Source organism: Stieleria tagensis (assembly GCF_024129865.1).
GTDB lineage: Bacteria > Planctomycetota > Planctomycetia > Pirellulales > Pirellulaceae > Stieleria > Stieleria tagensis.
Window position 1 is genome coordinate 39,548 of sequence record NZ_JAMYFE010000093.1, and the last position, 12,420, is coordinate 51,967.

The 12,420-nt window shown below is 57.1% G+C and carries 12 protein-coding genes; 10 read left to right on the forward strand and 2 right to left on the reverse strand.

Going from position 1 to position 12,420, the window contains the following annotated elements; translation table 11 throughout:
* Window positions 1-23: 23 nt before the first annotated feature.
* The 9 genes from thpR to NHH03_RS20900 all read left to right on the forward strand — a co-directional run bounded on the left by thpR (window position 24) and on the right by NHH03_RS20900 (window position 8,413).
* Window positions 24-629 (forward strand): RNA 2',3'-cyclic phosphodiesterase, encoded by a 606-nt coding sequence (gene thpR, locus NHH03_RS20860; protein ID WP_253159272.1) that lies wholly within the window; start codon window positions 24-26, stop codon window positions 627-629.
* A gap of 188 nt (window positions 630-817) precedes the next feature.
* Window positions 818-2,830 (forward strand): LamG-like jellyroll fold domain-containing protein, encoded by a 2,013-nt coding sequence (locus NHH03_RS20865; protein WP_253159274.1) that lies wholly within the window; start codon window positions 818-820, stop codon window positions 2,828-2,830.
* Between the two features lie 183 nt (window positions 2,831-3,013).
* Window positions 3,014-3,949: a hypothetical protein gene (locus tag NHH03_RS20870; protein WP_253159276.1), complete on the forward strand. Its 936-nt coding sequence runs from the start codon at window positions 3,014-3,016 to the stop codon at window positions 3,947-3,949.
* 3 nt (window positions 3,950-3,952) lie between these two features.
* The gene (locus NHH03_RS20875) at window positions 3,953-5,029 is read left to right on the forward strand and encodes a hypothetical protein (protein ID WP_253159278.1); all 1,077 of its coding nucleotides are present in this window, start codon (window positions 3,953-3,955) and stop codon (window positions 5,027-5,029) included.
* Window positions 5,026-6,111, forward strand: coding sequence for a type II secretion system F family protein (locus NHH03_RS20880; protein WP_253159280.1), 1,086 nt, complete (start codon window positions 5,026-5,028; stop codon window positions 6,109-6,111). The genes NHH03_RS20875 and NHH03_RS20880 overlap by 4 nt, the downstream gene beginning before the upstream one ends.
* 4 nt (window positions 6,112-6,115) lie before the next feature.
* A complete protein-coding gene (locus NHH03_RS20885) occupies window positions 6,116-6,643 on the forward strand; it encodes a hypothetical protein (RefSeq protein WP_253159282.1) in 528 nt (175 codons plus the stop codon).
* Window positions 6,640-7,173 carry a hypothetical protein gene (locus tag NHH03_RS20890; RefSeq protein WP_253159285.1) on the forward strand — a complete coding sequence of 178 codons (534 nt, stop codon included), beginning with the start codon at window positions 6,640-6,642 and terminating at the stop codon, window positions 7,171-7,173. Before NHH03_RS20885 ends, NHH03_RS20890 begins: the two co-directional genes overlap by 4 nt.
* Window positions 7,170-7,580: a hypothetical protein gene (locus NHH03_RS20895; RefSeq protein ID WP_253159287.1), complete on the forward strand. Its 411-nt coding sequence runs from the start codon at window positions 7,170-7,172 to the stop codon at window positions 7,578-7,580. The genes NHH03_RS20890 and NHH03_RS20895 overlap by 4 nt, the downstream gene beginning before the upstream one ends.
* A complete protein-coding gene (locus tag NHH03_RS20900; RefSeq protein ID WP_253159289.1) occupies window positions 7,577-8,413 on the forward strand; it encodes a DUF1559 domain-containing protein in 837 nt (278 codons plus the stop codon). The genes NHH03_RS20895 and NHH03_RS20900 overlap by 4 nt, the downstream gene beginning before the upstream one ends.
* Before the next feature lie 7 nt (window positions 8,414-8,420).
* Here NHH03_RS20900 and NHH03_RS20905 read toward each other — a convergent pair whose 3' ends face one another.
* On the reverse strand, window positions 8,421-9,416 hold the full coding sequence (locus tag NHH03_RS20905) for an ecdysteroid 22-kinase family protein (protein ID WP_253159291.1): 996 nt from the start codon (window positions 9,414-9,416) through the stop codon (window positions 8,421-8,423).
* Window positions 9,417-9,424: 8 nt separating this feature from the next.
* Window positions 9,425-10,855, reverse strand: a complete 1,431-nt coding sequence (gene pyk / locus NHH03_RS20910; RefSeq protein ID WP_253159293.1) for a pyruvate kinase — start codon at window positions 10,853-10,855, stop codon at window positions 9,425-9,427.
* Between the two features lie 391 nt (window positions 10,856-11,246).
* Between pyk and NHH03_RS20915 the strand changes: the two genes are divergently transcribed.
* Window positions 11,247-12,125 carry an SDR family NAD(P)-dependent oxidoreductase gene (locus NHH03_RS20915; protein ID WP_253159295.1) on the forward strand — a complete coding sequence of 293 codons (879 nt, stop codon included), beginning with the start codon at window positions 11,247-11,249 and terminating at the stop codon, window positions 12,123-12,125.
* Window positions 12,126-12,420: the final 295 nt, after the last annotated feature.

Here is a 12,420-nt window from a genome sequence, read left to right on the forward strand (position 1 = left end):
CCACAGTCTAGCGCATTAAGTTCATGCAAACGATCCGGTCTTTTATTTCGATCCCCGTTCCCGCCGCCGTCACGTCGGCAGCCGGCAAGATCATCAAACGGCTCAAACCGCTCGATAGCGGTGTCAAATGGGTGCCCCTGGACAACTTTCACCTGACGCTGAAATTCTTGGGCGAAGTTGACAATGTGGAAGTTCCCGCCGTTTGCAAAGCGATTCGCAAAATCACTGACTCGCTCGAGCCCTTTGAACTGAGTTTCGCCGGCACCGGTGGCTTTCCCACATCCGATCGTCCACGCATCCTGTACGCCGGTGTCGCTGACCCCACCGGCAGCCTCGTCCGACTTGCCATGGGCTTGGAAAAACAGCTAGCCGAACTGGGGTTCAAACCGGAACCACGCGATTACACACCCCACCTGACCCTGGGTCGCACCCGCAGCAATTCGCGCCGCGCCGACAGTCAGATCGTCGCGGCATTGGAAGAAATGAAAGACATCGAACTCGGCCAAATGATCGTCGACGAAGTCTGTCTGATGGCAAGTTTCCTGGACAAATCCGGTCCGACCTACCAAGTCATGGACACCATCGAGCTGGAAGAACGACCGTCCAGCAACGACTCCGCCGAACTGTGATTGCAAGCAGCCACATGAATCTTTGAAAGATGTGGTTTTGATGAACCCTTGGGCGCACGACTTGCGCCGATTCGGCTGGGCAATTAGAGTGGGGACCGAATCGCGACCGACGCACAGTCAGCTGAACAGGTCTGTTGCTCGATCGTCACACGTCTCTCCGTCCCCACCTACGACCGCCCGCCGATTCGATGAAACCAATCTTCCGTTTTGCACTGCTGCTGTGTCTGACGAGTGCGTCAACGCTCCCTTTCGCTCCCACGCTGGACGCCCACGAAGGCCATGAGCATGCCAAATCCGGCGAACCAGCGAACCCGCCCGTCATGACCTCGCGCAGTGGCGCCAAAGTCATCGCGCCGGCGGTGGACGAGGACGCGTTTCAGTTCATCGTCTATGGCGATCGAACCGGTGGTGTTCCGGCCGGACTAAAGGTCCTAGAGCAAGCCGTTGTTGACACCAATTTGTTGGATCCCGATTTGGTGATGACAGTTGGCGATTTGGTCCAAGGTTACAACGAAACCGAAGAATGGCTATCGCAGGCAGACGAGTACAAAGAGATCATGAACCGGTTGAAGATGCGCTGGTTTCCAGTGGCCGGCAACCACGATGTTTATTGGCGTGGCAAGAAAGCCGCGCCTCCCGGACAGCACGAATCGAACTATGAAGCCAACTTCGGTCCGCTGTGGTATTCGTTTCGCCACAAAAACGCCGGCTTCATCGTTCTATTTAGTGATGAAGGCGATCCGAAAACGAACTTGAAAGGGTTCAACGTCGGCGCGCTGCAGCAGATGAGTCAAAAACAGTTGGATTTCTTGCACCAATCCTTGAAAGACCTTGCCGATCAAGACCACGTATTTGTGTTCCTTCATCACCCGCGCTGGATCGGCGGTGGCTACACCGGATCGAACTGGACCGAAGTCCATGATCGACTGAAGAATGCCGGCAACGTCTCGGCAGTGTTTGCCGGACACATCCATCGGATGCGTTATGACGGTAACCAAGACGGCATCGAATACTTTGCTTTGGCCACCACCGGCGGCCACATTCCCAACGACACGCCGATCCCCGACGCCGGACACCTGCACCACTTCAACGTCGTCACCGTCCGCCCGGAACGAATCACCGTGGCCGCGTTGCCGGTCGGTGCCGTGTTTGATCCCAAGCAGTTCACACCTGAGTTCTTGGCCGAAGTCGAAAAAGCAAAATCGATCCGCCCCAAGCAGTTGTCCGAAAACATCCTGTTATCGGTCGATGGTTCGGCGGCCGGCGAAATCCAACTGGAACTCGAAAACCCCGCCTCGCGACCGGTCGAAATGACGCTGTTTCTGTCGGTCAACAGCTTGATGAACGAATGGAAATCGACGCTCGATCATCAACACTTGACACTGGAACCGGGTGAAAAAACAACGCTGGAATTCCTGTTGCAACGCGACAGTGAATCCAGCCACAACATGACCCTGCCTGCGGTCACCGTGGCCACACGTTACTTGGGTCAGTCCGGTGCGATCGAATTGCCACCGACCGAACATCCGATCGGATTGCGATTAAGCGAAGTCCCCGCCGACTACTTCCGCAGCGCCACCAACCACGCCCTGCTGATCAGCGATGAAGCGTCCGCTGTCGCCATCGAAAGCGATTCGTTTCAATTGCCGCCCGGCGCATTCACCCTGGAAACTTGGTTCAAGCCACAGGTCGCCGAAGACAACGATGCGATCATCGCCAAAACGCAAACCTCCGAGTACGCATTCTTTGCCGATCACGGTGTGGTCCGGTTCAGCGTCTATGTCGGTGGCAAGTACGTCAGTGCGGTGGCTCAGGACGCGCTGCCAGAAAACGAATGGTCGCATCTGGCCGGCGTTTTCGACGGCGAGCAAGTCGCGCTGTACATCAACGGCAAAAAAATCGACTCCAAACCGGCCCGGGGCAAACGCAAAGGCAATTCGTTGCCGCTGTTCCTGGGTGCCGACCCCGATGGCAGCGGCGCACCGACGCGTTCGTTTGCTGGACAACTTGATGAATTCCGGCTCTCCAGCAGTGCCCGCTACAGCAACGATTTCGAACCGCAAAAACGCTTCGAACCGGACGCATCCACGGTGCTGCTACACCACTTCGACCGCACCGTCGGCCCGTTCCTGCTGGATCACAGCGCTTCGGCCGCCAACGGGTTGTTGGGCAAAACCAGCCGACTGGTTCCGGTCGAATAGACCACGGATTCAGCGCAAAACAGCTCTCTCTCAGCCAGGCGTCGACCACACGATGGGTCTGGCTGAGAGATCGCAGATTCTCGACTCCGCGGCCGCTAATAAATATTTTTAGACAAATCCGCCGCGCCGGCGCATCCCTCGCTTGCTCACTGAACGACTCGTCCGTGCATCGCAAGCCACTTTATGCCCGATTCTCTCGCCGCGCGACTGATTGATCTGAACCAGCAGGCGATCGCCATCCTGCGATTGCAGATCCCGCTGGACATGGGCCTGGGCCCCCAGCCGACAAATCGGCTGCAGCAAATCAATCAACAACTTGCCAGCGACGTGGATTCCGCAGTGTCCGTCGATGAACTGCTGGCCCGACATGACTTGCCCCAGCGGTATCAAACGTTCGCGCGGATGTTATTGATCGCTGACGATCCGACGCCATTGTTCCAATCGGTCGCCGACCCGGATCTGGAGCGAGAATCGGCGGCAAACCCGTTCCGCCAAGCGATCACCGAACCGCTGGTCGTCGCCGGCCTGGCCTACCTGGGCATGATCTTTTTGTGCCTCTTCACGCTGCCACATATCGAGAATCAATACATCCAAGAAGGCGTTGCCCCGACCGGTGCCACCGGCTGGTTGATCGCAGTGCGCGACGCGATGCCCTACTGGATCGTTGGCTTTCCGATCGCGATGCTGTTGCTGACGATGCTGTGGCATCGGTTTGTCAAATCCTATCTACGCCAACGATTTCCCGGCAGCCGTTTGTACTCGCAGTGGTTGGTGGATGAATCACAAAGTCGACGTTTGGCGGCATTGGTCGGATCGGGGGTTGATCGCGATCAGGCACTGACGCTGGTCGGCAATAGCGTCAAACCACCCTCGCCGGTTCGCGCGGTCGCCAGGAATTTGGTCATGCACGGCAGCCCAGCGAGTTCACCTCGATCACTGCGTCGCCTGGCCGGCTTCTATCACTTCTTGGCGGATGATCGACGGCGCACCTATTTTGCCAAAGTCCCGGCGCTGCTCGGTTTGCTGGTCGCCGCCACATTGGTGCTCGGCTACGCATTGGCAATGTTTTTGCCATGGGTGGAAGTCTTAACGAACATTCAATCCGTGCCGGGGTCGTAGTCAATGACATTCCCCGTCCCCATGCAAGCGCTTTATCAACGGATCGACCAAGTCCGCAGCGAGCGTCCCGACCTGCCGATTCAACTGCGCAGCATTGCCGAAGAAATGCCGCGTTCGTCGACCCGAAACACCCTGCTGAAATTGGCCGCTGCGGTCGAAAACAAAGTCCCCGCGGATCAGATCGCAGCCCGATTTCCGCGACACTGTTGGTTGCTGACCTTGCAATCGTCAGCGGCGACCACCGATGCATTGACGGCGATCTTGGAACAATCGGCGTTCCAGCACAACATCCAGCGTAAACGGATCCGTGCGATCGCCTATCCGGTCATCTTGGTCGCAATCGCGGCGGCCATGGTGTTGGTCGCCTGCGCGCTGCTGGTACCGCCGTTTGACGAGATGTACCAAGAATTCGCATTCAAGCTGCCTCCCCAGACCGTCGCCCTGATCAACCTGTCCCGACTGGTCACCGGCCATCCGATTGCTGCGGCACTGCTGGTGCTGTTGGCCAGCGCGCTGGTCGCCGGATTGCTGTGGTTTTGGATCAGCGACAATCCAATCAAACAACAACTGTTCGGCGATTCACTGAACCGCTTTGCGGCGCGGCAATCACTCGCGAAAGCCGCGTTGCAGTTGGCCGAACTCAGCGACGAAGGGGTACCGCTGGAAAGGGCACTACGGATCAGCGCGGAATCCACCGCAACACCCACCCTGCGCTCCGTACTAGCGGACTTGGCGATCCAAGCGATGCAGGATCCCAGCCAACTTCGACGCACTCGCGCCGCCGCATTTCTACCACCCAATTTCTTGATGGCGCTGTATTCACCGGCACAGCATTCATCAGCGCTGCCTTCAACGAATCCGCAATCCCATTCGACAGAGAACGACGACCGCTCTCCAGCGAACACGACGATGCTGCGTGAACTGGCCGCCAACTATCGCGACCTCTCGATCCGTCGCAAGGATTGGGGCACGTTCATCCTGGGCCAGCTGGCCATCGTCGGTGTCGGATTCATCATCGCATTCATCGTGATCTCGCTGTTTGCCCCCATGGTCAGCCTCGTCAGCGCGTTATCCTCATGATCAGCAAATCAAACCCTGTTCAACGTTTGCTGCAGTGGGTCTGGCCCAGCGGTCTGGCCGAGAACTCGTTGCGCAGTCAACAGAATTCACTGTTGCGGATGATCGCCGTTGCCCACTCGCAACAGCTGGATCTGGCAACTGTGATCGACAACTTGTCTGCCGAGTATCCGGGCGTCTATGGCCGCAAACTCCAAAATCTAAAACGTTGGATTGCGGCCGGAAGCTCACTTGGTGCGGCGTTGCTGCACACTCCCGGCGTGCTCAGCGCAGACGACACGCTGGCCATTCAATGTGGGCAAGAAACTGGCACGTTGGGCGAAACGTTAGAGTTCTTGCTGGCCAAGAACGAACCTTCTGACGAATCAAATGGAGCCACTATCTTGGGCACGACGTTGATGTACGTCGTGGCGACCTTCTTTTTTGCCATCCTGGTCGCCGTCTTCTGCTTGGTCTTTATCGTGCCGACGGTTTTGGAGATGTTCGAGGAATTTGAGCTCGAAGTCCCGCCACTGATGTTCGCACTGGCCGCCGCAAGTGACGATGCGATCATCGGGCTGCCGATCTTCATCGCACTCGGTGTGGGGTTGTTGTTTTTGTTCCTGTCGGCGGACGTCCGTCGATTGTTTTGGAATTCCCCCCTGGCCAGACTGCTGCCGACACGAAAAATGCACCAATCCGCCGGTTTGCTACGTCTGCTGGCGCTGCCCAGTGGGATCGATCGAGCCGTTGCACCAACCTTGACCGCGGCCGCGCAATACCATCCCGATCGCAACTGCCGCCAACGACTGCTACAAGCTCGCACCGACAGCCTGTCCGATCACGACGTCTGGTTTCAATTGTCCAAACAAGGGCTGATCAGCAAGAACCAAGGCGAACAACTGGGGCTGATCCGTCACCCACAACTGCGTCAATGGACGCTGTGCACGTTGGCCGATCAAACCGCCCAGCGTGCCAATGCCAAATCCGAAACCTGGGCACGGACCATTCAGCACGTCCCTGTGATTTTGTTGTCATTCTTCGTCGGCTGGATTGTGATTGCCGTCATGCAAACACTCACACAACTGGTCGAATCCCTTGCTTAACGCGATGAATCCAACAACACATCCATCAGCAGCCCGGTCACTACAGCAGCGGACCACAGCGCCCCGCGGCGTGGTGCTGCTGGAAACGGTCGTCGCCTGCGTCCTGGTTTTGGCCCTGATCTCTGTCGCCGCACCGATGGTCGTCCGCGCCGGACGCATCTGGAAACAGACACGTCATTTCCAAATCGCCACAGACGAATTGTCCGGCCAGTTGGACCGTTTGCTCGCGCTGCCTGCGGCCCAACGTCAGTTGGCGATCGACCAGTTGCAGGTCAGCAACGAAATCGCTGACGTGCTGCACGATGCCAGCCTACAGGCAACGATCATCAAACACGAACAATCAACTCAGCTGCAACTTTCAATCGATTGGCAGCGAATCGGCGATCCGCCGCCGGTCCGTTTGGTCGCCTGGATTGATCCACTGCCAGACGCGCCACCGGAGACCCCGCCGGAACCTTCATCGGAGACTGATTCGGATGAAGCAACGCCGGCCGGATCGGAACCGGAACAAACGCAGGAGAACGCCCCATGAACAACACCGTAATCACTCGCAGCAGACGATCGCGTCGGCCCGGGTTCACGCTGCGTGAATTAACCATCGCGATGGCCGCCGGCAGCACGATCATGATGACAACGGTCGGGATGGTGCACCACGCATTTGACTGGTCGACGACGGCCCGACATCGACGGATGGATGACCAAACCTTTTTCAACCTCAGTCGGCAATTGCGCGGGGACATCCATCTGGCTGATCAAGCCGTGTGTGACAGCGATTCACTGGAATTAACGACCGCCGACGAACACTTGGTCGTCTATCAGATCAATGGTCAATCGATTTCCCGTGTCGAAACCGCTGCCGATGACACACCCGTGCGGCGAGAAAACTATCACTGGAAACTTCCGCGGCAATTAACCCTGCAACACGTCGAATCGCAGCAACAGATCAAACTCGATGCCAAATCGATCACGCCGTTTGCCGAATCCGAAGTTCCGATTTGGCGTTCCATGAAGGTCTCGATCGGATTGCGATTACGTCATCAAACGGGGGACATCGAATCATGAATCAACGACTTCGACACCGCCGACCTGTTCAACGCCGACGTATAAACCGCCGACGTGGCAGTTTGATGGTCTGTGTGTTGGCCTGTTTGATGATCGTCGCCTCACTGGTCGGATTACTGGTCAAAGATGCGGTCGCGGCCAGACAGGAAACCAAACTGCGATTGCAACTGCTGCAGACCGAACGCCTGCTCGACGCCGGCATTCTGCGCAGTGCAAAACAAATCCAGCGTGACGGCGAATACAACGGCGAAACCTGGCAACCCGAATTGTCGCTGCACGGACAACCCGTCCCAGCGTCGGTGTCGATTTCGATTGACAACACTCAAGTCATGGTGACGGCTCGAATCGGCACTTCGCCGCACGTCACCACCCTCTCCCACCACTACTCGTCGAGTCAAATCAAATGAAACGATACGCGTTTACTCTGGTTGAATTGTTGGTCGTGATCGCGATCATTGGCATTCTAGTTGGATTGTTGTTGCCGGCTGTGCAAGCAGCACGAGAGGCAGCCAGACGGATGTCGTGCAGCAACAACATGGTGCAAATCGCACTGTCGGCGCACCACTACGAATTCACGATGGAACATTTGCCCGATGGTGTGACCGACGATAGCGGTCCGATTCGCAACGAAGTCAATGGCGGCAAACAGATCGGCTGGATGGCTCGCATCTTGCCATATATCGAACAGCAACGCGCCTTTGAAATGCTGGACTTAGACGCCAGCGCCTACAGCGACGAAAATGCCGAGGTTCGGGCTTACAACATTCCAACCTTCCGCTGCCCCTCCAATCCAACCCGCTTTGGACATGACCAACGCCCTGTCGTCGGTACCTCGGACTACGCCGGTTGTCACAACGACGTCGAAGCCCCGATCGACTTTGACAACCACGGGGTTTTCTACCTGAACAGTGCCACCCGATTCGCCGAAATCACCGATGGAACGACCAGCACGATCATGATGGGCGAACATTTGGGCGACACCGACCGACTGGGCTGGCTGACCGGAACCCGAGCAACGTTGCGAAACACGGGGGAATTCAAAGACGGCGGCTACGTTGATGCCGTCAACCAAGACCTTGGAGCATTGGAAGTCGGCGGATTCGATAGCTATCACCAAGGCGGTGGCAACTTTGCACTGGCCGATGGCGCGATCATTTTCATCACCCACAGCATCGACCCACAGCTATTCCAATACTACGGCAATCGCGCCGACGGCCAATTGTTGGATCTGGAGCGATGATCCGTTCTCAATCGGTCGCGGCCAGTTCCGCGATCACTTGATCAACCATCTGGCCACTGTAGGCGGTCAGTTTGGGATGGGTCGCACACCAGCCACACAGGAAGCGGTGAAAATCGGCCCAGGCCCAGGGGAACAGCGTCCGCCATTCCTGTTCCAAATCGGTTGCGATCATCGGGTCGACACAGCGCCGCAGTTGGTCGAAATAAATCCCCAAACACTCCTGTTCACGGCGTTGGCATTCGTCGTCCGACAAGCAACTCCCTAAAAAATAGGCCACGTCCTTGATCCCACAGCCACCGCCAACGTATTGGAAATCGACAGCGGCAACTTGATCACCGGCGGATCCATCCCAGTGATCGCCGAAACAGAAATTGGCGACTTTGGCATCACCGTGAACAATGGTTTTGAATCGACAGTCCGACAACCGCTGGTCGATGGCCGGTGCGGCCTGTTTAAGCGGTCCATCGGCCATCACTGCAAACTCCTCGGGCCGCGTTTGTAGATGCCAATAGGTCCCTGTCGGCCAAAGTCCGCCGGGAGTCTGGTTCAAAAACAACCCATGAAAGTTGGCCAGCCATTTCAAGCACGCCGCTAACTGACGATCATTGACCCGGCTCAGTCGTCGTCCGTAGCCGCTGGCATCGAGATCCTCCAGCACAAACAGCTGGTGCCCATCCACCGATTCCGTTCGGTAGCAATGCGGGACCCGGCATCCCAACCCGCAACACTGGCTCCAGGTTTGATACCAGTTCATTTCGATCTGATAGGATCGCCGTTTTCGATCGTGCGAAACCTGGCCGGACCAACCGCGTGCGTTGCGGATGCCGACGTCGACCGGGGCGATCTGTTTGACGATCACGGACGAAGCAACTGCCGATCCTTTCAGTCCCATGCGCAGGATCTGGCCATAGCCGCTCCACAGGGATTGAATCGATTCGGTCTCGGTGACCCGCTCGGCCTGCATGATGTCACAGACCAGTGATTTCAATTGTCGATCTTCCATTGATCGGCCTACTCGACGGTGTGGACCACGACGGAATTGTGAGCCTTTTCAACCACACCGCTGCCACTGACAAACACGATTCGGTCGCCCACCTTTAGATATCCGTTCTGTTTGGCCCAATCACAAACCTCTGAACGGATCATCGCCGGCTGGGCCATCTGTTTGACAGCGATCGGTTTGATCCCCCAAAACAAATTCATTCTTCGCAACGTTTCGTTGCAGTCACTTGCTCCAAGCGTTGGGATGCGGCTGCGTGATTTGCTTTTGACCCATGCCGTCCCACCACTCTTGGTTGCAATCACGATTAACGCCGCATCGATGGCCTCGGCAATATTGGTCGCTGCGTAGGTGACGGCGGTGGTGATCGGGTGCACGCGATTGGTGACGGTGCGATCGGCCATATCATGCTTGAGCGACTTTTCGGTGAAGTGCATGATACGGCTCATCATCTCGACCACCTTGACCGGATAGTCCCCGACCGCGGTCTCGCCGCTCAACATACAGGCGTCAGCACCATCCAGAATAGCGTTGGCAACGTCACTCGCTTCGGCGCGCGTCGGTCGTGTGCTGTGGTGCATGGACTCCAACATCTGGGTGGCGACGATCACCGGTTTCATTTTGTCTTTGCAAACTTGGATGATCCGTTTCTGCGCCATCGGCGTTTCGGCAACATCAATTTCGACCCCTAAGTCGCCGCGAGCCACCATGATTCCGTCGGCCGCGTCAACAATCTCTTCCAGATTGACCATCGCCTCGGGCTTTTCGATTTTTGCAATCACCAGGGCGTCGCATTCATGCGCCGACAACACACTCTTGAGCGAATAGACATCTTCGGCGGTACGAACAAACGACAAACTGATGAAGTCAATTTCATGGTCCGCTGCCCACATCGCATTTTCGATGTCGCCACGCTGCAACGCAGACACTGACAATTTGACGCCGGGTAGATTGATGCCTTGACGACTGCGAACTTCGCCCGCAGCGGTCACACGACAGACCGCGCGGTTCTTGGTCACCGATTCGACGGTTAATGAAACCAGCCCATCGGCCAACATCACACGATTGCCCGGCTGTAGTTCGTCGATCAATTTGGGATAGCTGGCCGTGACTTCATCATCCGCTTCCGGCTGGCCGTCACGGATAAACGTTAATGTCATGCCCACATTGCATTGCAACGGATCGCATCGCAATTCACCCAGTCGAATCTTGGGTCCGGCGAGATCCAAAAGGACGCCCACCTGCTTGCCCGTGATCTCGCCGGCCTGGCGAATCGCGGTCAGCTTCTGATCGTGATCGGGTATCTTGCCGTGAGCCGTGTTGATGCGAAACACGTCCACACCCGCTTCGATCAATTCAGCCAACTTCTCGGCCGTGTCACAAGCCGGACCGACAGTGGCAATGATTTTGGTACAGGAATTTTGCAGCGACGGACGAGCCATGGAGGATTGACACGAGTGGGGAGTCGATTCGATTCTAAAACTGCCCAGGTTGTAGCGTTCAACAGCCATTCTGCAAAGAAAGCTCGCTGTAGAGCACCGCTAGATCCGGGCTTGTGCTTGCGATCTTCACACTACCGCGCTGTTTCACTTGCGCGGCAAAGCCGCGATGCGGCTGGCGGATTGTGTCAAAGATCCCCTTCACGCGGCTGATCTTTCACAAAAATCACAACCTGAATCATAAAAGCGACTTCTTCCGTACCCACTCATAGTCCCGCTTCAAAATCACCCGATCAATCTGGCCAAGCCATTGGTGGCGCCCGACGGTTACAATTGCCACCGCTTGGTCCCAATGACATTGCTGCCCTGCCCTTCCCTCCCCTGCTCTACCCTGTTGTCTGATATCACAAACTCGAACGCCTCCACGACTGAATTGCCGCCTCAATCACCCCCTGATCAATCGACTCGTGACCAACCGACCGCGCTGATCCCTGGCGGATCGGCGGGACTGGGATTGGTGGTTGCCGCGACCTTTGCCCAAGCCGGCTATCGCGTGATCATCGTCGGACGATCCCAAGACCGCTTGGACGACGCGGTGGAACAACTGCGGCAACAGCACAACGCCACCGCCATCACGCTGGTCGGCGACATGACCAACCGCGACGATTGCCAACAAATCGCACAGGCCGTCGGCCAGCGCTGCGGTCGATTGGATGTGCTGGTCAACTGCATCGGTGTCAGCGATCGTGGACTCGTTGGCGAACTGACAGCCGCACGTGTGCATGAATTGATCGACCAAAACGTGGTCGCCACCCTGCTCTGCTGCCAAGCCATGCTGCCGATGCTGGAATCGAGTCGTGGTAGTATCGTCAACATCGGGTCCCTGGCCGGCAAAGTCGGCGCGCGCTATCTGGGCGGCTACAACACCGCCAAACATGCACTGACCGGACTGACCCAGCAAATGCGGTTGGAATGGCGTGACAAAGGCGTGCACGTGGGATTGGTCAGCCCCGGGCCGATCCGCCGCGATGACGCCGGAACCCGCTACCAACACCAAACGGGCAATTCGGCATTGCCCGGCAAGGCTTCCCAGCCCGGCGGCGGCACCAAAGTCAAAGGCATCGAACCTCAACGCGTCGCCACCGCCGTCTTGAATTGCGCGCGGAACAGGAAACCCGATGTGATTTTGCCCGGCTATTTACGGCTGCTGATCGTAGTCGGAAACGCCCTCCCCAGGCTCGGTGATTGGTTGCTGCTGAAATTCACCAGCTAACCGAAACGGCAGCTGTACCAACGACCAAAGCGACAACAGCAGTTCGTTGCAATCTTCGCACATGATGCCCCGATCGCAGGTCTTGTGAACGTAGCGAGTTCCCCCGGGGTTCCTGCCGNNTGGGACCTGAGTGCATGCGACTCTCCCGCGGGGCGGGAGAGTGAATTGCTAAAACGCTGGCTTCAAGACTCACGCGTCGGGTTACCAACAAACCTCCAGATTTCCAGCACCGCAGAGCAATTCACTGCCCAGACCCCAACAGATTGTGTGCCAATCGCAAACCGCGAATGGCTTG

Coding starts and splice junctions, on each gene's coding strand:
- thpR (WP_253159272.1), top strand. CDS start 24: ATGCAAACGATCCGGTCTTTTATTTCGATCCCCGTTCCCGCCGCCGTC.
- NHH03_RS20865 (WP_253159274.1), top strand. CDS start 818: ATGAAACCAATCTTCCGTTTTGCACTGCTGCTGTGTCTGACGAGTGCG.
- NHH03_RS20870 (WP_253159276.1), top strand. CDS start 3,014: ATGCCCGATTCTCTCGCCGCGCGACTGATTGATCTGAACCAGCAGGCG.
- NHH03_RS20875 (WP_253159278.1), top strand. CDS start 3,953: ATGACATTCCCCGTCCCCATGCAAGCGCTTTATCAACGGATCGACCAA.
- NHH03_RS20880 (WP_253159280.1), top strand. CDS start 5,026: ATGATCAGCAAATCAAACCCTGTTCAACGTTTGCTGCAGTGGGTCTGG.
- NHH03_RS20885 (WP_253159282.1), top strand. CDS start 6,116: ATGAATCCAACAACACATCCATCAGCAGCCCGGTCACTACAGCAGCGG.
- NHH03_RS20890 (WP_253159285.1), top strand. CDS start 6,640: ATGAACAACACCGTAATCACTCGCAGCAGACGATCGCGTCGGCCCGGG.
- NHH03_RS20895 (WP_253159287.1), top strand. CDS start 7,170: ATGAATCAACGACTTCGACACCGCCGACCTGTTCAACGCCGACGTATA.
- NHH03_RS20900 (WP_253159289.1), top strand. CDS start 7,577: ATGAAACGATACGCGTTTACTCTGGTTGAATTGTTGGTCGTGATCGCG.
- NHH03_RS20905 (WP_253159291.1), bottom strand. CDS start 9,416: ATGGAAGATCGACAATTGAAATCACTGGTCTGTGACATCATGCAGGCC.
- pyk (WP_253159293.1), bottom strand. CDS start 10,855: ATGGCTCGTCCGTCGCTGCAAAATTCCTGTACCAAAATCATTGCCACT.